General features: G+C 55.6%; 16 protein-coding genes. 4 read left to right on the top strand and 12 right to left on the bottom strand.

What is annotated here, in order from left to right; genetic code table 11:
• Positions 1-617: 617 nt before the first annotated feature.
• The 8 genes from BW940_RS17260 to BW940_RS17225 form a co-directional block, all read right to left on the bottom strand.
• Positions 618-1,856, bottom strand: a complete 1,239-nt coding sequence (locus BW940_RS17260) for a phage NrS-1 polymerase family protein (RefSeq protein ID WP_076610445.1) — start codon at positions 1,854-1,856, stop codon at positions 618-620.
• Between the two features lie 419 nt (positions 1,857-2,275).
• On the bottom strand, positions 2,276-6,373 hold the full coding sequence (locus tag BW940_RS17255) for an ATP-binding protein (RefSeq protein WP_076610444.1): 4,098 nt from the start codon (positions 6,371-6,373) through the stop codon (positions 2,276-2,278).
• Positions 6,366-8,540 (bottom strand): VirB4 family type IV secretion system protein, encoded by a 2,175-nt coding sequence (locus BW940_RS17250; protein WP_173834909.1) that lies wholly within the window; start codon positions 8,538-8,540, stop codon positions 6,366-6,368. The genes BW940_RS17255 and BW940_RS17250 overlap by 8 nt, the downstream gene beginning before the upstream one ends.
• A complete protein-coding gene (locus BW940_RS17245) occupies positions 8,537-9,637 on the bottom strand; it encodes a hypothetical protein (protein WP_076610443.1) in 1,101 nt (366 codons plus the stop codon). Before BW940_RS17245 ends, BW940_RS17250 begins: the two co-directional genes overlap by 4 nt.
• Positions 9,638-10,780, bottom strand: a complete 1,143-nt coding sequence (locus BW940_RS17240) for a hypothetical protein (RefSeq protein WP_076610498.1) — start codon at positions 10,778-10,780, stop codon at positions 9,638-9,640.
• Positions 10,781-10,782: 2 nt separating this feature from the next.
• A complete protein-coding gene (locus tag BW940_RS17235; protein ID WP_235847836.1) occupies positions 10,783-11,202 on the bottom strand; it encodes a hypothetical protein in 420 nt (139 codons plus the stop codon).
• A 416-nt stretch (positions 11,203-11,618) separates the two neighbouring features.
• Positions 11,619-13,292, bottom strand: a complete 1,674-nt coding sequence (locus tag BW940_RS17230; protein WP_076610442.1) for a hypothetical protein — start codon at positions 13,290-13,292, stop codon at positions 11,619-11,621.
• A 53-nt stretch (positions 13,293-13,345) separates the two neighbouring features.
• Positions 13,346-13,666: a hypothetical protein gene (locus BW940_RS17225; RefSeq protein WP_008164848.1), complete on the bottom strand. Its 321-nt coding sequence runs from the start codon at positions 13,664-13,666 to the stop codon at positions 13,346-13,348.
• A 430-nt stretch (positions 13,667-14,096) separates the two neighbouring features.
• Between BW940_RS17225 and BW940_RS17220 the strand changes: the two genes are divergently transcribed.
• A complete protein-coding gene (locus tag BW940_RS17220) occupies positions 14,097-14,474 on the top strand; it encodes a hypothetical protein (RefSeq protein ID WP_076610496.1) in 378 nt (125 codons plus the stop codon).
• 29 nt (positions 14,475-14,503) lie between these two features.
• Here the strand turns inward: BW940_RS17220 and BW940_RS17215 are convergent, their stop codons facing one another.
• Together BW940_RS17215 and BW940_RS17210 are read right to left on the bottom strand one after the other, a co-directional pair.
• A complete protein-coding gene (locus BW940_RS17215) occupies positions 14,504-15,865 on the bottom strand; it encodes a DUF790 family protein (protein WP_076610441.1) in 1,362 nt (453 codons plus the stop codon).
• Positions 15,852-17,264 carry a DEAD/DEAH box helicase family protein gene (locus BW940_RS17210; protein WP_076610440.1) on the bottom strand — a complete coding sequence of 471 codons (1,413 nt, stop codon included), beginning with the start codon at positions 17,262-17,264 and terminating at the stop codon, positions 15,852-15,854. The genes BW940_RS17215 and BW940_RS17210 overlap by 14 nt, the downstream gene beginning before the upstream one ends.
• Positions 17,265-17,427: 163 nt before the next feature.
• On the opposite strand from BW940_RS17210, the gene BW940_RS17205 reads away from it, so the two are divergent.
• Genes BW940_RS17205 through BW940_RS17195 form a run of 3 tightly spaced genes read left to right on the top strand, consistent with a single transcriptional unit; the run spans position 17,428 to position 19,375 of the window.
• The gene (locus tag BW940_RS17205; protein ID WP_076610439.1) at positions 17,428-18,231 is read left to right on the top strand and encodes an SWIM zinc finger family protein; all 804 of its coding nucleotides are present in this window, start codon (positions 17,428-17,430) and stop codon (positions 18,229-18,231) included.
• Positions 18,228-19,013, top strand: a complete 786-nt coding sequence (locus BW940_RS17200; RefSeq protein ID WP_076610438.1) for a hypothetical protein — start codon at positions 18,228-18,230, stop codon at positions 19,011-19,013. The genes BW940_RS17205 and BW940_RS17200 overlap by 4 nt, the downstream gene beginning before the upstream one ends.
• Positions 19,010-19,375, top strand: a complete 366-nt coding sequence (locus tag BW940_RS17195) for a calcium-binding protein (RefSeq protein ID WP_076610437.1) — start codon at positions 19,010-19,012, stop codon at positions 19,373-19,375. Before BW940_RS17200 ends, BW940_RS17195 begins: the two co-directional genes overlap by 4 nt.
• Positions 19,376-19,438: 63 nt before the next feature.
• On the opposite strand, the gene BW940_RS17190 is transcribed toward BW940_RS17195, so the two are convergent.
• Positions 19,439-20,821, bottom strand: coding sequence for an ATP-binding protein (locus BW940_RS17190; protein ID WP_076610436.1), 1,383 nt, complete (start codon positions 20,819-20,821; stop codon positions 19,439-19,441).
• A 288-nt stretch (positions 20,822-21,109) separates the two neighbouring features.
• Positions 21,110-22,204 carry a Cdc6/Cdc18 family protein gene (locus tag BW940_RS17185; RefSeq protein WP_076610435.1) on the bottom strand — a complete coding sequence of 365 codons (1,095 nt, stop codon included), beginning with the start codon at positions 22,202-22,204 and terminating at the stop codon, positions 21,110-21,112.
• Between the last annotated feature and the right edge of the window lie 9 nt (positions 22,205-22,213).

Genomic DNA, 22,213 nt, shown 5'->3' with positions numbered 1-22,213 from the left:
GCGAGGTCTTCATGGGTGAGTTCGATGAGAACCCACTCCACGTACGAGATGGTCGAGACTCTACTACGATCGTTTGGAACAGGAAGGTGTCGACGAGTCTCCCGTGACGTGGCCGTTATCTCTCGAGGCGTCTTGTAGCCGACTCCCAGTTTCGGTGTTGGTGGTTCAGAACTCATAGTCAGTGAGGGGAGTCTATGTTCCCCTCACCCCTTCGGGGATGAGAAACCGTTCTGGTGAGCAGCGAAATTACTCGAGCAATTGTTCTCTGACGGTGTCATAGAACGCTTCCCAGGATATTAATTACAACCCATACTTCGGTGAACTGACCGATGAGTAGGTATGCGGAACGAAGTTTTTGCGCGAGGGTGAGCGAAGCGAACCCGAAGCGGAAAAATTCGATAAAAAAAGGCCGACGACTCGGCCTTCGGCCTCGCGTCGGTGAACCGAACTCGCTTCGCTCGTTCGGATGCTGCAGCGGTAAGTCCTTCGCCTGTACTTACCGTTCACCGGGAGTTGCAAAGAGAATCTGTGAGCTATTCTATGACAGCCACGTTCTCCTTTGGAGTTACCCCACGAATGGGCTAGCGATTTTACTTGTGGGGTAACTACCTGGCAGATCAGCTTCGCCGCCACAACCGCTTCATCCGAGTTCGGAGTGATGACGAATCCCCATCTTTCTCGGAGGGTGGCTCAGTGGTATCCTCGAGGTCGCTCTCCTGCTGGTCAACGATCGATCGCAACTGCTGGCGCTCTGCTGTGAGCTGTTCGATCTGGTCACGTTGGTCAGCAATAGTCTGCTCCAACTCGTCGATACGGGTCTCGAGAAGGTCGTTCTTTTCCTCGAGGTACACTCGATCACCCCCTTCAGAGCTCGGTTCCGCGATGCCAGCCTCAAGAGGAGATGCAGTATCGGAGTCAGTATTAGCAGCAGTATCCACTGACGTCTCCACAGTAGACGTTGTCGGCTCGTAGAAGTCATCTGTCGCAGCAATCGCGCGCTCGAGGGTCTTCTCTCCGTATGTTGATCCATCGGCGTGGTGAACGTCGTCCCATTTCCCTCGGATAAGCCCTGACTGTCGAAACAGACGATCCATCTGCAGCCGGTTTCCACCGGTCCAGAACGCCAGCAGACAGCACAGTGCCATATCGGCTTCTGACTGACTGTCGTATCCACTGGTGTTCCCCCGCCACAGCCGGTCGAATTTTTCCCCGTTACCCGCCGAGCGAGCTTTGTCAAGTAGTACCTCGTCCTCGAGATCAAGCGTCTGGCTCTGACCCGAGTCACCACGTCGGCCGCCAGTGGCGTCGATCTTGTCGTTGGTATCGTCCTCAGCGACGAACTCCTCGTGAACTGCCTCGAGGGCGTCCTGGCGTTCATTGATCGATGTCGGCGTCCCGTCGACGTGGTCTGCGGTCACAGTGAAGAAGCGAGACTGATCGTACATCTCGACACCGCCACGCCGGTTTCGCCCGTCGGGGAGGTCGCCATGAATGAGGACGTGATAGCCCGTTCCAGATGGCGAGACTTCTGTGTAGGACTCGAGTTGTTGGACGATCTCCTTTGCTTCCGGATCCGGCCTTCCTGTCTCTGGATCTCGGCACTTATCGAGGTCGATCCCAACGATCGGATCTGTACTCGTAAAGACGAACCCGATTCCATCTGCTCGAGCCGAAGACACATACTCGAGAGCAATCTCGAGGGTGGCCCAGGTACGATCGTCTGTCGACGATGCGAAGTCGCCTGTCTTCGGGTTGACTGGAATCTTCGTCAGATCACCGTTTCGGTTCTCTTCTCGCCAACAGATCCACTGCTCGCGAACGCACATCTCCGTCGGTAAAATTGACTTGTCAATCATAGATTCAACAGCCACACTCTATTCCAGTGCTCTGGCTGCCACTGTTCTCCAGTCCAACAAACCGCACACCAAGTGGCTGCCTCACAGAAGACGCACTCGAGGTCGCACCACCATTCGGCGCAGTTTCTTCCCCTTCCAGTCGATCAACAGCAGTTCCAATGGGTACCCCCCGTTCTTTCTCACTTGGTTTTTGCCGTAACAGGACCCCGGAATCGGGAGAATTCCTGCGCTGTAACGCCTCTACAGAACGTACGGCATCGCCTCGTCGAAAGAGCAGTGTTACAGCAAACTCAAATATGCCGTAACACCGTTCCGTCTGGCGTTTTTCCGATATTCCGTTCGGGTTCCACGGTCTATGCCGTAATTCTCCCGGGGAATGCTGTACAACGGCTTTTCGACGGGTTTCAGCAGATCTCATGCTATTCCTCGAGTGTCCCTTGGTGATCCAGTCTCAGACCCTCGTAACACCGGACAAGCTCACCGTCACGTCGCTCCGTTATTCGGTTGAGTTCGATGTGGTTGCCTAACCGACGAGCGAACCAGCTCTTGCCATCTGGATCAATGTCATGCTGTTTGGCCCACTGTTCATAACAATCATAAACTGTGCTGGCAGCGACCGTACTGGTCGACTCCTCAGTGAGGTACAGGCTCGCGAATCGTCCAACAACTGCATCTGCATCATCAGCAATCTCTGCTAGGAGCAACTCGCTAGGCTCGAACGAGGACTCCTCTTCATCACTGCTCTTGATCGCTGAACACACGTCTTCATGTTCGAGCAGCGTCTCAAGTGCGGCAGTCTCTCCATCTGTGTAGACGACCGGTTGACCATCGGTCCGAAGAACGACGATCGAATAGTCACCAGGACCATAGTCGGGATAGGAAAGGTCGGCTTCGGGAACAAACGGTTCCATGAGTCGAGTCCACTTCTCGGAAAACGCCTCTTTCGAATCGTAGACATACTGCAGCCCCTGTTCGGAAACGATGTACTCTCCAGAAGCTTGATCGTAGCTGTACACGGCCGGAACATGGTCTCTCGAGAGTTCTGCTACCGACGTCGTCTCTACGAGACTGTCGCCCTGGCCATTCTCGAGGACGATTCGTCCGTCTTGGCGTTTCCAGACGGTCTGCTTGCTGTTTTCGGTGGCTGGTCGGACTGCCGTTACGCCACCGTCTGTCGTTGCGCCACCGTTGAACGAGAGTGCCCGATCTTTGGTGTACAGTCGTGTCTCTCCGGTCGAAAGCTCTCGGACAGGGGATGAGAGAATCCCATCGACCCGCTCTGCCCAGTAGGTCTCCGGCTTTGCCTCCTCGACAACGAAAATCGGGAGTTCATCGGCATCCTGAGCTTTTCGAAGGTTTGCCAGTACCTGAGCAGGGTTATCAGGGGTTGTCGTTTCCACTTCAATCGCGAAGGGGCGGTCACAGTCAGGATGAACCGCTCTCGCATCAGGTTGTTCGCTCCCGTCCTGTTTTGGAACCGAGACGGTACAGCCGATCTTCGTCAGTGCAGCGTCGATCCGTGTGATCGCCTCGTCATGGCGGATACTACCTGCTGCCCTGCTCTCACCGGTGTCGAGTGCTACGACCGATTCACCAGCGTCTGTAAGCCGAACGGCGACGTCACGAGATGCCTGACTCAACCCCACCTCGATGAGACGAGACCGCTGACGGACATCAGCGAGGTCCTCGAAAGAGGGGAGATCAGCATTTGCGTGTTCCTCCTCAAATGCCGTTCGTAGCTCTACATCGACGGTTTTTGCGTCTATCCAGCCATTGTCCTCGCGGGAGTCCTCTCGGAGTTGGAGGTTCCGAATAATGTGGGCAAGAGCGTGATCGAGGTCCGAACTGTCCGCCCCAAGAACGTCCTGGAGTGGTTCCGGAGCCTCCGCGGTCGGTGCAGCCGACTCGTGAACACCAAACTCCCGTCGGGTCCGGTCGTGAACTTGAGCAAACGCTCGCTGGAACTGCTGCTCTTCGTACTCAGAGAGCGGATCGTCACTCTCTGGATGACCTGGCGGGATCGGGAGTGGTTTGATACTGAACGGATACGGACCCGTCTCTCCAAACACAGGGCTCGGGAGTTGGGCAATCCACTCACCTCGAGGGAGTGACCGAACCCGGTTCGCGAAGGCCGTTGGATCGAGATCCTCGTGAGCCATCGCCCGTGCCAGCTCACGGTCGACGTTCACTTTGCCAAGGATCGGACTTCCGATGTTGTTGAGCGCGTTCAGATACACACGTCGGCCACCCTCTGCTTGCATCTGCTCTGGAAACTGCATCGAGAGGCCCACCGACAGACGGAAGCTGCGTCCTTTCTCGAGTAAATCGTTGAGGACATCAGAAACGACGACTGACGCTGCCTCGTCGATAAGCAGGTTCACAACGTAGTCGTCGGATCGTTGGCCGAGATCGTCCTCGTGCGTCCGGAGTGCATCCTCGAGTGATGTGAGAATAACGCCGGTCAGCATTCGTGCAGCATCATCACGGAGATCACCAAGATCGAACAGTACAATCTGATTCTCGTCAAGGAGTTCCCTGAAGTCGAACTGCGGATCGGTGTTGTTGAAGATTCGTCGGAGGTGAGAATCCTGTGAGATGTAGGCGAATCGATTACTAACTCCGCCCATCACGTTCGCAAACGTCCGCCCGTCAGATTGGAGCTGGCGGCGTACCGTTCGGGTAACTTCCGGGTCGCTCGAGTTCGGGATTGCCTCCTCGTTTGGATTCGGTGGTCCAGCCTGCCAGAGCTGATCGAGTGCGTGCTCGAGTTGCTGATGAGCGAAGTAGTCCGAAGATGCACGATGGCGCCCGTTCTCTCGACCGTGTTCCTCGTCGAATAGTGTCTTGATGAGTGCCTCGATCAACAGTGGGGAAGCCGTTGCCCGTTCGTATCGGTCTCGCCCCATCACGAGCTTCAGGATCTCCTCGTAGTGATCGGCTTTCCGTTGAACAGCATCGACACGCCGTTGTCCGTGTGAGAGTCCAGGCGTGAGGTTGAAAAACGAAAATCCAGGGAGGATATCCGGAACCGAAAAGTGGAGGACGTTCTCCTCGAGATCGTCGACACCAAAGCGTCGAGCATGTGCTCGAAGGTAGTTTTCGGTCATTCCGTCGCCTTTCGGGTCGACGAGGATAATCGGCCCATCAGTACTCTCATAGAGTGAGAGCATGTCGTTGATGAGCGCTTTCGACTTTCCAGCGCCGGTAGTTGCTGCTCGAAGGTAGTGGGTCGGCAGCAACTGTGGTGGGATCCGCGTCGGTTCGTCCTCTGGAGTCCCGTTTTCGTCGAGTGCGTACCCGATCGCCATCCCCTCACGGAACTGCTCCATCAGGTCGGGGTTTGGCCGTGGCAGCGGGTTTCGCGACCGCTGCTCTGAACGCACACCACGTGATCCGTCGACGGTCAAGTCCTCCCCGCCGGGAACGACTACCAGGTTCGCGAGTTCGTCGGCGTTAAACACGAGATCCGGCCGGGTTTTCCTGCCACCAGTGACGATTTCCGCATTGAACACTCGCTCGAGGTGCCGTTGTGCTCGCTTCGCTTTCCGCCTCGACAGGATACCCTTCTCACGAATTCGACGGCCGACAAGTTCGTAGAACGGTCCCTCGAGTGGATCTAACGACGACTTTAGTTGCTCGAGTTCTGCGTGAAGATCGGTATCGTCTGGATCTCCCATCGCGACTGCCCGCACATTCACAGTGAACGTCCTCCGGGGATGTTTGCTCTCGATTCGGCGAATCCGGTTTTGGGACTCCTGAGACAGTTCACGCTCTTCGGGATCGGCGTCGACGGGTTCGATCCACGAACCGATGAGTTCTTCTGACCACGTGTCTCGCCCGTTGCGAAGATTCGATTTACGGATTTCGGCGTCGTCTCGCCAGTCCGGCTTGCGTTGCCAGACGACTTGATACGCGATCGGCACCGTCATCTCGTGCAATGCATCAACGATCGCCGATAACGGCGGGCGCTCTGCATCGTATTCTTCGTCCAGTTCCTCGATCACGAACGGCGTGATCGTCGTCATCCAGTCTTCTTTGCGGCCGGTTTTGCCCACCCACTCGACCCCGAGCGGAGAAGGCTCGACATACTCATCGTCTCCCTTTGAGTCGTCGATGGGTTCATCCTCGCTCGAAGGGTGGTGTTCGTCTAACTCGAGGTCGGAGTGCTCCTCTTGTGGGGTGTCTCTCTCGGGTACAAGCGCTTCCTCGAGATCGAGTTCTGTCTTCGTGATGGTGAAACTGTGCGGAAAGATCGACGTGAGGCGTTTCTCGAGTGTCTTGACGTGTGCCTCTTGGTCAACCCCATAGTAGAATTCGACTGGCTCGTCGGGTCCCGTAGAGACGACGAGGAACTCGAACGTCGGTGGTGCAGTGTCTACCCGTGGATCCGCCCGGTTCCAAAAGCTCGTTGACGCTGGGTTCGAGAGTTTATGAAGGCTCTCCAACGTAGCTGGAACGTCCGTTCGGTGAATGGGTTCGGACGACGGCGTGATCTTCAGATACTCGGTATTACTCATGGTCCGATTCACCTCCGTGCTTACCGCCATCGGTCTGTGGTGAAGTTGATACTTGGTGTGAGGTTGCTGGATCAATATTCATAGATTGCTCTGTAGGTGTGTCTGCTGAACGACCTGGCAGCTCAGTCTGAGACTGGACCTTCGGATCAAAGTCGATCACTGCCGTTTCGTCTTCCATCGCGCGGACTTCGATTCCCCGCCACTCGCCGTCGACGCCGACGAGCGCCTCCGAATAGCCCGTCCGGTCGTTGCCAGGCACGGCTTCTTGGACGAAGCGCATCTGTGCCGAATTGAGACCGAACTCGTTTGCCCACTCGCGGTCCATTCCATCGAGATGGTGGAACTGCTTGATCGCACACTGGTCGATGATCGCCTCGGACTCTGGATGCTGGAAGAACTCGTCGACAGTCTGGGTCACAAGTCGGATCGAGAGGTTGTGATGTCGGTGGTGACGGAAGACGATCTCGAGGTACTCGAGACTCGCCGCGTCCTGCATGATGTAACGAGCCTCGTCGATGACGAAGACGACCTCTTTGTCCGTCTCTTTCGCACGCTCATAGACCAGCGAGATCAGCAACTGCATGACGAGACTCGTGCTCCCACCGAGACTTCCTTCCTGCTGGGCGAGGTCGAGATAGATTACCTTCTCGTCGCGGATGTCGAACTCTGTCTCTCGACCCAGGTTTTCGTACCGGCCGTCTTCTGCGAACGGGCGAAGCTGATCGATGAGCCACGTCGCGTCTTCGCCAATCTTCGTCGCTTCCTCGTCCGTCCGCACGACGTACTCCGTCGGTGTTTCGACCATCTCCTCGAGGATATCGAGGACGTCCCGCATCGTCGGGCTCTCGTTATGATGAGTCGCGATATCGTCGGTGATTCCGTTGCGTGAATATGCACGCTCGATCGCAGTCTCCAACGTCGTTCGGCGGTCACCGAGTGTGATTCCCCGGAGTGCGAAGTAGTTCGAGAGGAAGCTCATCACGCTGTCGAGCTTTTCGCGATACGGGCTGGCGTCCTTGCCCATCGCCCGTTGCACCCGTTCGGGGGTGGGCTTGATCTCGAGCGGGTTCAGACCCATCTCCCCACCGATCGTGATTCGCTCACCACCGAGAGCTTCGGCCACGCCTGCCCAGTTGTTCAATGGCTCGAGGATGATCCCAATTCGATCCTCGCTTTGCTCGATCGAACGGATGAAGTTCTGCTTCGAGCCGAACGATTTCCCAGAACCTGGGTCGCCGATCGTGAACATCGCATAGCCATTCTCTCGAGCGAATGGGTCGATGACGACCGGACTCTGGTTCTTCCAGTGAACGCCGAACTCGACGCCGCCGTCCTCGAGGATTGTGGCGTTGTGTGGTGAGGCGAGCAACGCACCGACCGCACCGCCGAGTGCTGTGGCCTCTCGGTCGAACGGATTGGGTCCGACTGGTGCAGCGGCCTGAATTGCGAGGTCCTGCTTACAGATCGCTGTTTTTGGCGAGAGGCCAGCAGGCTGTTCACGCAGTCGACTGCGGATCGTCCGGACATCGTCACGCAACTGGTCGCGAGTATCCGCTCGCACCGTAATCAACATGCCCTGATCGAAGACACGGCTTCCGTTCTCGACGCTCTTGTACGTCGACAGTGCTTCGTTCGCTCGTTCCTGAAGATAGCTCCCACGAACAGTGCTCTCGAGGTCGGCGTCAGCCTGAAGATCGTCGGCAACCCGCTGAAGCTCGTCTCGAGCTTGCTGCTGGCTCTTCGGCGTGACGTGAACAGTGAGGTCGAACTCGACATCGGTGAGTTCGAAGAGTTCGGTCAGAAAGCCGTCTTTTGGATAATCCGGATAATCCGCAATGTAGAGCGTCGACGTCCACTGCTCACCAACGCGAGCGGTACGCGTATCCCACTCGATCGCTGCCGGCGCGATCGCCTGTTGATGCTGTTCAGCGATGTCGTCGAGGACCTGACCTTCCTCGAGACCGTCTTCGACGGTTGTCTCCTCGAGAAGATCGATCAACTCGACTTCTTCGACGTCTTCGGCTCGCCAGTAGTCCCATGCGATCTTCACAAGTAGCGTGACCAATGCTGTCACCCCAATGTAGACGGCGAGTCCGGCCTGAGTTTCTGGGTCAGGAAGCGACCCCTGGACCTGCTCAACAATCGAAAGCGGGAGCATATCGATCATTGATCGACCCTCCGTTGGTGGTCAACCGCTGGATGATCACGAATTGCATCCGCGCCGTCATCGTACTCGTGTTCCTCGCCGTTCCAGAAGTCCATCGAGAGGACAAAGAGTTCGACCGTCGTCAACCGGTGGGCAGACCACCCTGATGCCTTCTGAATGAACTCCGTCTGGAGGCTACGGCAGCGGTTCTCGAGTTTCTCGAACATGGCCGCCCGGATCTCCGCGTCGGTCATGTCGTTGCGACGGGTCACGAACGGGTTGAACAGGAAGCCAATCACCGGAAACGAGGTGAGCTTCTCTGCAGGCGATTGTTCGTCCTGATACCGATCATAGACCTCGAACGGGTCGACTTCGACACCGATGAAATAGCGTACCTGCTGGGTCCCCTCGAGGTCTCGCGGACGTTGCTCGCGATACTCCTCGAGTAGTTCTTTGAAGATTGGATTCTGCTTGACGTCACTATCGGTGAGTCGACCGTCGATCCTGTCGATCAGTTTCTCGACCGGGAACGAGCGAGTTGTTGCGTGGAATTTGAGTGTGAAGTCGAGTTCCTTGTTCGCGAACTCTTCGCCGAGTTGCTGGATCTGAGCCCAGTCGCCGGACATCGCGAAATCCATGTTCCCAGGATCGATCTCGAGGTAGGCCTCCATCGCGCCATCGGAGCGCTCGATTGCACCGGCACCAGGCCACGCTCGCCTGATGTTCGTGAGATCCTGTGTTCGCTCGTCCGGTTTGAATGGCGTATAGCTCACGAGTCCGCCGTCCGTGCTCGGTTCGTCTGATTCCGCCGTGGCTTCTGTGCTGTACGTGAACCGTGGTCGTTTGCAGTAGTAGCGATAGACATCAGCCAGCCACGTTGACGCCGGAAGGTGATTTGGTGATGCGTAGACGATTGACCCACCGAGGACAACACCGAGTAAGACAAACGGCAGAATCGCACCATCGAGGCCCGTGAGGCCACCAAAAAGGAGGCCACCGATCGGGAATCCAAGAAGGACATACACGTCACCTTCTTCGATATTCAGAATCGGAATTCGACTCTCTTCGCCCAATTCATCCATGATTCGACGGCCAGCTGCATCGTGATCTTGCGTCATTCAGTAGTACCCCGGATCGTTCTCGGTGCGACGGTACGCCGGGACACCCTCCTGGCCGTACGCGTCTGTCGCAACGTTGTCGTGGTCGGTTCGTCCTCCGCTGCCGCCGCTCGAGTTTCCAGACTGTTGGGATGAGCCACTGCCTTGGCGCATCTTCGACGCAGCCGTATACCCAACAGCTGCTTTCGGTCCCCATGCCGCAGTTGTGGCTGCTGCAGCAGGGCCTGCAACAGCACCGGCCCCGACGGCTGCGCCAGCGGTTACTGCACCCTTGGTTGTTGCCCCGATGATCTTCGTCGTCATCGGGCTGGCATACTTGAACAGCTTCCAGACGATGAGGATCGAGAGAAGTGGCAGTGTGACCGCGATAAGGTAGCTCAGGAACGAACTATCTGGAATGAGCGCTGAATCAGTTCCCTCACTGAAGAGCAGCTCGTAGCCTTTGAACAGCAGTGCTACTGGGAGCGGCATGATCGCAAGTGGTGCAAACTTCATGCAGACCGTTCTGGCAATATGGGAGACAACAGGAAGGTTTCCGTAGGCCAGAGCGATGCCGATCGGCATCGCGTAAATGAGGATGTACAACATGATTTCCCGGAGGAAGAAGAGGGCCTGAAGGATCCACATCGCGACAGCACCAACCCCCGTAAGAAAGAGCGCAAGAGCTGGGTTAGAAACCGTCAACGAAAGCAGATCAATCATCGTGTCCGTGACTACCGAAACGTCTGGAATAAGTGCAATTGTGAAGCCATCAATCAAATACAGAGCTAGAACAGCGATCCAATACCAAGTTACGATCAGAAACGCGCCCGTCCAAGCACTTCGCTTCGTCTTTCGAGTCTCGTACGCACTACCGATATTGAAGATTCGAATGGTGTGTCGCCCTTGGACACACATTACGAGTAATAATAATGCGACAAGCATCATCTCACCAGCAACGAGGCTACTATGGATCTCTGCCCAGGGAGTGTTCGATGGAACACCGAAGACGAATCCGCCGTCAGTTTCCGGTGTTGGCGTCCCAAAAACTTGGGCTGTGACCGCATTGTAGCCATCTGTCAGTCCCTCTTGGAACCATTCGATAAGTTTGTCAATCGCGTCTTCGAACCATTTAATCCCGATATCTGAGAGAGACCATGCCAGTTTCATGCAGTCTCCTCAATTTCGATTACGCAGTCCTCCGAATCTGAACTGAGGTAGTGTATCAGGTACTCGAGAGTGATGTCCGCTGCATCGTGGATTGCAAAAAGGTGGACAGTGAACTGCCCATTACGACCGACTGAATTACACTTCGAGCGTGTACCAGCTGGTGAGAAGGGCCGTGAATTACTGTAGACCAGAACTGTTTCACCAGCAGGGATTGTTATCGAGTCAGCGTCCGCTCCGAAATCGTTCTCTGGGTCATAGATACCACTCTCATCGTTCTCATCGTAGCTTTCGTGGGTCGGAAACGGGACATCGCCTTCGAATCGAAGAGCGGTAACTGCAGTCGGGCCGGTTCCTTGGTTCGTCACAGAAAGGATCGCTTCGGCATCGATCTGAGAGTCACTCGCTCCATCGTACATCTCCTCGGGATGGTCTCGACCCAGTCGAAGCTCTGTTAGCTCGAGGTCCGGTTCGAGCGAAACTCGTACTGCCTCGACTGACTCCTCATCCGCGAGGCCAATAATTTCGTACTCTCCGGGAGAGTAGTCTGTCCCAACGTCGATCGATACCTGGGACACCCCCGATTCAATCGTTTGCTGTGAGAACAGATCACCAGAGGGGGCGATTACGTTCAGCTGATCAATCTCATCTCGCTTGAGTTCGATCACCAGTTCGAGTCCATCAACATCGACGCTCTGGATGACATCTCCAGCAGCGTCAGTTGACCTGTCGTCACTACCATTGCCCGAACTGGTGCAGCCAGCAAGCCCGGTGGTGATCCCGGCAAGGATACTTCCAAGAGCTGTGCGTCTGTGTATTGTTTTCTGTTTATTTGTCATAACGTATCTCTCATTTGTAGAAAGGTGCCAATTCGCTTGGCAGCGTACAGCGCGACTGCAAACGGGAGTGCATAACGAACGACATCGACTAAGAGCGTGAACCAGCCTGTCGGCGTCGCCAACGGATGCCACGTCTCTGTAGCAGTATCACCGAGGTATGCTGGGCTGTGTGACCGCCACGAGCCGGGGTGATACTCTGCAGTGTAGATTCCGGGTTGGGTGACGGTCACCTCAGCAGTGCCGGTGATGTCCGTTCGGACCTGCTGATTAGCAATCGTGATGTAGCCTTGGCGTGACTCGTGGCCGATAAGTGAGAATCGTGGGAGATCAAACGGATTCTCGAGCATGATCGGCGTTCCCGTCTCTGCGTCACGAAGTTCGACCTGGAGCGTCACAGCGGTGGCATTCGATTCGATGATCTCAACGGAGAGATCGCTCTCACGGATCTCTCGTTCTGAGCCACCGTCGGGCTCGACGATATCTGCGGAGACACCGCGAACGATCCCATCAACAGCGACCGCATCCCGATCGATGTCCTCGTAGCGAAGGGCAAGTCCGTCCGATCGCGTATAGGCCTCAGAAACCACCTCGATATCGACGTTCTCATGAATCGCCGGCTCAGGCGAGGAACTCTCTGTTCCCCATACCTCGAGGATATTCGGCCCATCTCGGATTGGTTCTGTCCGCGGACCTAATTCGGACGGGTATGCATGCACATACACTGGGAGGGCATCAGAGGTGACCGTCTCTCTGCTCGCTCGAGTCGAGTGAGTGAGTTCGTCCCACCCAGTGTCGCGAGCGGTGTAGTATCGCCACACACCACGGACCCTGGCTTCACCATCGTCTGAAAGTGTGTAGCCGTGCCACGGTTGGTCCTGGTAGATCGCGACTCCGCTGTCGCCGTTCGGATACGATGCATGATAGACCGTGGCCTGCAGATCGTAGACTTCGACGTCGAGATCCTGAGAAACGGTTACTTCATCAGTGACCAACTCTGTCTCGTTTCCAAGGTCTTGCTCGACTCGAGCACTGATATCTGCCTCGAGTGTGAGCATTGCCGACCCACCGTGGTCGAACGCGTACTCGAAGGTAGGTGTCTGCGTGCCTCCAACAGTCTCGATGATGTCATCATCGCGCAGGAGGCGGACTTCGTCGATACCGTGGCTTTGGACTGACGAGTTACTATCGAGACGGACTCGATAATCGACGAATCCTCGCAGCGTGCCTTCTGGGGCGATGTAGTGAACCGTCTCGTCGGCGTCGAGATGTGTTTGTGTCGATGGCTGAATCGCGAACTTCGTCGCGTGTGCATCGGCGATGAGTACCGAATCTGTGAGTTCTGCATGTGTCGGATAGACCGATGTCTCTGTATCACCGCCCTCGAGTGATTCGTAATCGTATGCTGTCCAACGCTCAGCCGTGTCTGGCGGCTCTTTGAACGTCAGATCCGTGCAGTCTCCGAGTTCCTGCATGGCTGTTCGAGATTCGTCATAGCGCTCTGCGTACTCGACTTCGCTGAGACATTCGTTCGGAGCCTTTGACCACAGTGTCGCCGTCTCGTTGACGTCCAAATCACTCTCGTCGGTTCCCGGTCGTGGTGGATTCTCAGCACTCACAGCCACACCAGCGAACGCGAGCGTAGCGACAGCAAGAGCGACGACGGCAACCACGACGGACGTCTTCTGATGCACGGACTGTGATTATCGCTGCAAGTGTTCTGAGATTACCACGGCACGAGATTGACACACTCCGCAAGTGGAAGCCCCATCGCAGCGCCAGCGACCGTATACAGCGGCCCAAGGATGACGAGAATAACCGCAGACTTCAGCGCTGTTCGCTTGTGCTGTTTGAGGCTCTTTTTTTGCTCGATATTCATCGTGAACATCTCAACGAGTGAATCAGCCTGCCACACGACGACCAAACCCATGATACCGAGAGCGGTCGTGATTTGGAAGAACCCAGAGATCATATCTGGTAGCCCTTCTGCATCACAGACGACACTGTCCTGTGCAAGAACAGGGTCAACGGCAACGATCGAGAGCATAACGAAGGCTGCAACCCCACTACGCAGAACTCGCTGTCTGAGGGCGCTCGAGTCACTCTGCTCGTCTGGGCTTTGATTCTCCGTTGTCATGGACAGATACGCCTGAAGTAATGTCGATCAGAATCGTGACATGGGCCAGCGAAGGCGGTGCTATCTCTGGAAATACTTTCGCTGGGCTGTGTTGGAGAAAAGAATTTCTCTCTATTCAGTGTATTTCGCATTTGATTACCGAGAGTTGATCTATTGAGACCGAGTAAATATCTTCTGTATTTCTTAAATGTATTGTGAAACTAGTGAATCGACTGCTTACTTTTACTAGCAATCAGAAAATTAAAAGTGGTAATGAAATTCATATTTTTAGATGTTTTGGGACAGAGTATCTACTCAAGTTACCCCACAGATTGAACTGTTTGGATTGTGTGGGGTAACTATGGATACCGGTCCAGGAAAGCCATCCACACCGGATCTGCCGGACTATATCGTGAACCCGCTTGAGAGTCAATCACCGGAGAGACTCGAGCAAGTCGTGGAGTACGCTGCTAACCTAGCAGCTTGGAAGCGAGCAAAGCGAAAGCACGACCTCGAGCAAAAACGAGCCGAAGAAGAGATTGATGGACAAGAACTCGAGGATCTCGAAGATAGAGGAATCTCAATCGACCCAACAGACTACGAAGATGTCCCTGCGAGCGGAGCCTACATCACGATCAAGGAAACAAAACCTGACTATCACTATTACTACTGGCAGTGGCGTGATGGGAAGTCTTGGAAAAATGAATACATCGGGCCAGTAAATCCGAGAGAAGACTAGTCATTCTCTTGAATCACATTGTCCAAGGCTTAGTCGTGAGACCGCTCTACACTCGTCTGGATAGCATGCTTGTCTGCGAGGTCGACAACATCGTAGACGTGAATCCCTGACTTGAACCACAGCACCTGATCGCTCACCTTCTCGACATCAGTCGCCGAACACTCGAGTCGATCGGAAACCGCGATCAGGAGATGGTCGAGGTCGGCGGCCTCGATCTTCGCGAGTTTCTCCTCGAGGTACTCAGGCGTCCAGAAGCCCACGATCTCGAGGATCGCCCGTCGCCCGTCCGGATGTTCAACCGCGAAATCCGGGATCATTACCTCGACACCCAGATCTAGCACGTCGTCCTCGCGGCGGAGCTCCCAGTCGGTGGTTGCTCGTTCCCACTTCTGGGACAGCGTTCGCTCGAGATCGCTGTCGAATTTACCCTGATCGCCGTAGTGGGAGGACAATCCATCGGTATGGTCAAGTTCGAACGTCAGTGATCCACTGTTTGTCGATCTTCTTTCTCCATCGAGGATCTCGGCCTCCATCTCCCAACGGTCGCACAGGGGGAGCGCTGGGAGAAAATTCGCCATGCGGATACCGTACTTCCGGGATTTCGAGAACAACGACGCAGGCCCATCCAGAATTGCCTCGTAACCTGCAGCGACGTCCGTCGACTCGACCCGCTCGCCACTTTCGTCGATTGGATAAATCCGGTGCATCAACCCGAACAACTTGACATAGCTGAACACCGTGTTGAAATGGTCCCACACTTGGATTCGCATCTGTGTTGCATCGTACAGGACCGCCTGAGCCAGCGCGAGGTTGTACCGCGTGAGTAGCCAGTCAACGCTGATCGTGTCCTCGGCGTAGGTCTCCTCGCTATCCCCCGTTAAGCGGGTCGTCGACGAACTACTGTCACCGGCGTACTCGTCGACGCGCAGGTCACCGAATCGCACCAGCAGCATGTTGTCCTCGAGGTCGGCGTACATCCCTCGGTAGCACTCTTTGAGACTAATTCCGAGCTGGTCGGCGACGGCACTGTAGACCTCGAGGCGCTGAGTGTCGTCTCCGAGGGTGGGCTGGCGGACGATCGGGTACGACTCGTTGGCCTTCGCGAACAGTGCCTGACGGATCTCCTGGGGATCAGTCGCAGCCACTGTCTCGAACTCACACTCGTCTGTGAGGAGCTTGGCCAGTCCCTGGACGATCTTGTAATCGGTATCGGCGATCGTCAGCTGGTCGATCGTCTCCTCGAGATTACCCTTGGGTTCGCCCAGATGGTCTTCGAAGATGTCGATGAGTTCCTGAGCCGTCTCCCGATACTGGGGCTTGGCAGGATCAATAAACAGTGGCTTAATAGATCCGTTTCGCGTGCGCGAGCGTGCGAGATCAGCTGTCAGCATCAGTTCGCACCCCTCGGCGACGGTGTTGAGAGACGTACGTTTCCTTGGTATTCGTGGCGATGATCTCGTAAAGACGTGCCGGCTTGCGGTCCTCCGTTGGACGGAGAATCCGCCCGAGCCGCTGGGCGTACTGGCGTTTCGAGGCACTTCCCGAGAGGATGATTCCGACGTTCGCCGCAGGCACATCGATACCCTCATCAAGGACCTGTGAGGTCACGAGCATCGAGTACTCTCCGGTCCGGAATCGGTCGAGAAGGTCTGTGCGTTCCTCGGTAGCCGTTTGGTGAGTGATACACGGGATGACGAACTCCTGGGAGATCCCATAGGCGAAGTCATTGTTGGCGGTGAAGATGATCGTCCGGTCGTCGTAGTGGCGTTTCAGGAGGTTGTCCAGGGTATCGAGTTTCTTCTCGGCGGTTCGAGCGATTTCTTCGGCCCGCTGTTTCGCGATTAGGGCTCGTCGCCCCTGTGAATCATAGGAACTGCGCTTGAGGAACTCCTGGTAGCCCCGTTCCTTCCAGATGTCGAAGTCGTGGGCGTCGACATAGTCGCGATACAACTGGTATTCCTCGTCGTAGCGTTCGCGCTCGTCGGCGGTGAGTTCGACCTCGAGGTGAATCGTCTCGTAATCGCTGAGGTACTCACCGGTGAGTTCGTCGACGTCCTCCTCGTAGACGACGGGGCCAAGCAACTCGTCGAGGGCCTCGTGTTGGTTGTCTGCACGTTCATAGGTGGCAGTCAATCCGAGCCGATAAGGCGCGATCGTCATTTCGGGGATCTGCCGGTAGGTCGGGGCGGGCAAATGATGGACTTCGTCGACGACCAGCAGACCGAACTGGTCTCCGTACTCGTTGATGTACCGATAGGCGGAATCGTAGGTCGTCACCGTCACGTCCGTGATCGTGTGGCTGCCGCCACCAAGAACGCCGACGTCGTCAGGAGGCTGGTCTCCGAACGCGTTGGTGAGCGTCGCATGCCACTGGTTGAGCAGATCGATCGTGGGGACGACCACAAGCGTACTGACGCCAGCGTCAGCGATTGCCTGGATCGCGAGGAAGGTTTTCCCGCTGCCGGTCGGGAGGACGACACTCCCCCGACGATCGTGTTCGATCCAGGCCTTGAGGGCGGCCTGCTGGTAGCCTCGAGGTTCGATCGCGACGGCAGGTGAAAGAGTAAGGTCGCTGTAGGCTCTGGCATCGTCTTCGACGGAGTCACCAGCCATCGTCGCCTGTGCGAGGGTCTGCTGGTCGCGACTGGAGGGAGTCGCCCACTGACGGAGGTCGTGATAGCGATAGGCCTGCGCTCGATACTCGTCGACGCGGTCATCCCACTCGGCGTAGGGAACACTGTCGGGGGCGTCCTCGAGTAACAGTGTTCCATCATCGAACGTCAGGCGCATGTAACTACTACGGACGTCTACGGTCGACGTCGTACTTGGGTTTGCTGGCTATCGTTCGGTTTGCGCTCAAGCAAAATCGGATGCGTGAGATACTCAAGGACAGAAGCCGCCTTGAGACCATGAGCCGGAATCCCTTCCACGCCGGCCCACGTAGCTGAAACAAATGAACGTCGATGAAGACACAATCAGAGACCAATGTACGGACGCAGTGTTCGAACGCGGCCAGACCTACCACCAGAAGGGGCGAATCCAGCGACTTGAGCGATTCGACAACCTCGTCACTTCGTCTGTCCAGGGCTCGAATCTGTACGATGTGACCGTCGAACTGGACGGGAACAGTATCGATGCGCGGTGTACGTGCCCCTACGACGGCGCGGGAGATTGCAAGCACGTCGTGGCGGTGTTGCTCTCCCTTGCTATAGATCCACCAGCCGATGAGAGCGACCAAATCGAAGTGGTACTTGACGACGTCTCCGCTGGGGACCTTCGAGCATTCGTCCGCGATGTCCTTGCTTCTCATCCGGACCTGCGAGATCAGTTTCTTGCACGGTTCAGCGACGAGCACAAGCCGGTTGAGGAGTACCGCGAGGAGATTGGGCAACTGTTCGAGCAACACGCCGAACCAACCGTAATGGCTGCGATTGACTTCTCGCGGTTTTTCGAGGTTGCTGAGCAGTACCGTGACCGGGACCGATATCTGGCCGCCGCAACCGTCTATCGGGCAGTGTTTGAGGAAGTCGATGAGAAATCGAACTGGATCGACGGCGCCTATAACCACTACGCACAGACTATCCAGCGGGCCCTCGATGGCTACGCTGACTGCGTGCTCGCGACTGATCCGAGTCCTGAAGAGTTCGACACATACGCTGGCGTGCTAGAAGCACGGACGTCGACAGAACCGCCGATCAACAACGAGCAGTTCTGGCGGGCGCTCGACGACCTTGAGGACCGATATAACTCACGATGAACGAGATAACAGACCGATTTCTCATCGAGATCGGCAGCGGAGGCGGAACAGTCGGACACATTATCGATATAGACGCCACCGGTTCGGAGACGAACTCTCATCTGTCACTTGGCCCAAGTGCTCCTGGAGAAAAAATGTGCGAACGGGGATACCGTCACCACCGATTCCAGCGTGTCCCGTTTCGAACGTTCGTGGAGTATCATGAGATAGAGAAAGCAGGCATCGAAGGTAATGCCCCGGAAGAGATCTGCTCGTACTGCTGGTCGAACACACTCAACGCACTCGAGAAAGAACAAGAGCGAGCTGACGAAGACGTATCCGAGCGGATCGGAACCGTCGGGTATCGTCTTCGGTGGAAGCAGAAAGGTCGTGCTCGAGACGAATGGTACGATATTATGGTTCGACCGGAGACGACGATGGCAGAGTTGGACAAACTTGTATGTCGGTTCACCACACTAAACGACTTGCACCTCCGGATGTACGGTCTCGAAGAGGAGTACTTGGATTCCAGCCTCAACATACTTCCCGACCATCAGTACGAGCAAGCAGGCGACCGGTCGTATGCGAGAGCGAGCGAAATGACGATTGCAGACGTTTCCGACCGTGCTTCGCTCTGGGAGGGCGACAGGCTTAGTATGGCCTACGACTTCGGTACGCCATCTCACTACTACTGTATCGTCAAGGATGTCTACGAATCCGAAGCGGTCAATGAGCGTCTCAACGAAAGCAACATCATCGCATCTACCGACACAGCCGCGATCACCAAGGAGAAACGGCCATGACACGGGAACAACGTGACGATGAGCGGGACGAACGCATTCAAAACGAGGTGATCGTCGATGCCTACACCCCAGACGAACAGGCGATCGGCTGGTGTTATTATCTCGAAGAGCAGCTCTCCTTCCCGTTCCAGGCACAGTGTATCGAGGAGCGAGTGATTTCACCACTCGAAGAGGGTGAAGTTGTGTGCGTGGTTGGGATGATCGATGAGGTTGTGAGCGAGATGTTTGTCCGAATCGAATGGATGGACCGGAAATTCGGTGTTCCACTGTCACAGTTGGAGCCAGTTAATCCGGACACCAATACAAGAGAAGCGGTCAACGACTGGCACTACTGGGAAGGTGACGGAACTCGGCTGTGTTGAACTCCTGACCGGCGTGGTTTTTTTGTCGCGTTGCAAAGTCGCCTCACAGACATATTTCCGCTTTCACGATAAGTCAGAAATATCGTCTAGGTCGAACAATTGGAGATCGTCACGCTCGGACACGGCTTCCTGTACTGATTGTGTTGCTCCACTCCGTGTGAACAACGCGTATTCCATGTCAACTTCGCCAGTATCCGGTGTCCAGCGAATTTCCGATGCATGATCTTCGAGTGAGGCGAGTGCACTGTAGTCAAGCGGCGCACTAGTGAACTTGCATTCTCCCACGACCATTGTCCCGTCTGTGGTAAACCCGACAACGTCGACCTCGTGTTCCTTGTACCACCAGCGGCCGATATCGAGGAACAGCTTCTCTGGATACAGGTTCGTGAGGGCGTCCCGGCAAAGCGTTTCGAACTCTTGACTGACGAAATCAGGGAGTTCTGGTTCGATAACTGCTTCGTAGGCGTCCTCGCCTAGACGTTCGTATCGATCTTCTTTGCCGTAGACGAAGCGGAACCAGAAGCGAAAGAGGGGATCCAGGATTCGATAGCGTCCGCGACGTGACTTCGCTTTCTCCTCGGTGATGGGAACTTCCCGTTCAATAAGCCGCAACCGCTCTAACTTCTGAGTGTACGTCGAGATTTGTTTCCCGTCGATTCCCACCGTTTGGGCAATCTCGTTCGAGGTCGTCTTCCCTGCGGCTATTGCAGTGAGGATCGCAAAATACCGATTCGGGTCTGTGAGCTCGGTCCGGAGGACGTATTCTGGTTCGTTGTGGAGGTACCCTTTCTGAGAGAGCACTTCCTTCGTGAGGACTGTCCCGAGGTCCTGATTGAGATCGATACCGTCGAGATAGTATGGGACGCCACCGAAAATCCCCCACGCGAAAATACGCTCTTCTGAGGAGTACTCGTCTGGAAGGAACTCTTGTGCGGCGGTGAACTCGAGTGGCCGGAGATCAAGTTTCTCGGTGAAGCGCCCGTACAGAGGACTATTGCCAAGAAGCGTCGCTTCTTCCATCATGCTGATCGATGATCCAACCAGAATGAGTGTTCCCGATGTATTTTGGAATCGCTGGTCCCATAACCGCTGGATGACGGAGGGAAGGCTCTCATCGGCGTCGATTAGATAGGGAAATTCGTCGAGGACGACGATCCCGTCTTGGTCGCCGAGATACCCCAAGAGTGCTTCCCAGTTCTGCTTGATATCCGCAATCCCTGGAAACGTGTCAGCAGCGACGTCGACGAACTCGTCAAGTTGTATCTGTGAAGTGGTTTCTGTAGCCTGATAGACGATAGCGTCGTCGCGCTCGGCAAGCGAGTGCTGGACGAGTTGTGTTTTCCCAAGGCGCCGTCGGCCAAAGATGACGACCATCTCAGCGTCGTCGGAGTCGTAACACCTTCGGAGTCGTGAGAGCTCTTTTTCCCGGTTGACGAAGCGCTCCATATCGATACGTTATCTCGCCAGAGAATAACACTTCCGAATAGGCTATTCCAAAATAGGCTATTCCAAAATAGGCTATTTTGAAACAGGCGGTAGGACTCTCTTCGTACTCTTGGAATTACAGTACTGAAGCGGGTGGTATTACGTTAGGAGGAGACCTATGGGCGGAGCAGGGTGAGAATCCTGGCCCTGTGGTCGTGGCTGTTCACAGAGAAGGCAAGACGAGTACCTCGGCTTCGACCTCGTGATGACACGCGACACCTCACAGGCCCATTCCGGTACAGCTGGTGATCACTCCCGGAGATCGATCTCAAGGACGATATCGGCTCGCATCGAACACTCGTAGACATGGTACTTCCCGCCGTCCCGCCCTTTGTTTCGAAGAATCTGATCGGCGAACCCTTGCATCGAGAGCTTGTCAAGGTGTTCCCGTACGCTTCGCGTCGTCGAGAGCGGAGCAAGCCCAGATTGCTCGCAGACCGAAGTATATAGAGAGTAGATTTCCTTTGTTCTGGCCGGTGTCTGGCCGTCAGCTTCCAGCAGCGCGAGGGTATAGAGAATGTGTTGTTGCTGAACGGTGAGGCTATTTATTCGTCGCTCAATATTCCCGCGTTCGACATTGCGCTTACCCGTTCGGATGTGCACTTCAGTCACCTGCTCGTCGTTCTTTTTATCAGCCTCTTTCCCCGCAGCATGGAGGATGTCAAGGCCTTGACGAGCGTTACCGCTGTCTTGGGCTGCGATCGCTGCACACAGATTGATCGCCGCCTCCGTGATCGCACCGTCGTTGAACGCAATCTCAGCCCGATCGCGAAGGATCGCTTCCAGTTCGTTGGCAGTGTACGGCGTGAAGTCAAGTTCTTCCTCGGCGAACGTCCCTCTCGTCTTCGACGAAAGAATATCGCGAAACGTATAGTCGTTTGAGATTCCGATGATCCCGACCGTTGCGTGCTCGAGATTCCCTGTCGAGTGGCTCCGACTCAGGTCGTAGAGCAGTGAGTCAATGTTTTCGATATGGTCAATCTCGTCGAGGACCAAGATACACGTCCCCTCCCGATTGTCGATCTCCTCGTACAGCGCGTCGAGAGCGTCCCGCGTCGAGAGCCCGCGTGCGGGGAACTCATCTTTATTCTTGTCGCGAAACTCGTTGACAAGCGTCCGGACGACCTTGAACGCGGTCATCTCGTTGCAGTTTAAGAAGACCGTCGAGAGTACATTTCCGCTGTTTTCACACGCCTCATGCATCATATCGATCATATACCGCGTCACCGCGGTATTGCCGTAGACCATAATGTTGTCCGGCATCGATCCTTCGACAACCGGACGGAGCGCGGCCGCATACTGATCGATCTCCTCGTCCCGCTCGAGGATGCGATCGGGGTCCATTGGTCTTTA

The sequence above is a fragment of the Natronorubrum thiooxidans genome (genome assembly GCF_900156475.1).
GTDB classification, from domain to species: domain Archaea; phylum Halobacteriota; class Halobacteria; order Halobacteriales; family Natrialbaceae; genus Natronorubrum; species Natronorubrum thiooxidans.
The sequence above is the reverse complement of the archived record's forward strand: the minus strand, read 5'-3'. Positions and strand labels throughout refer to the sequence as shown.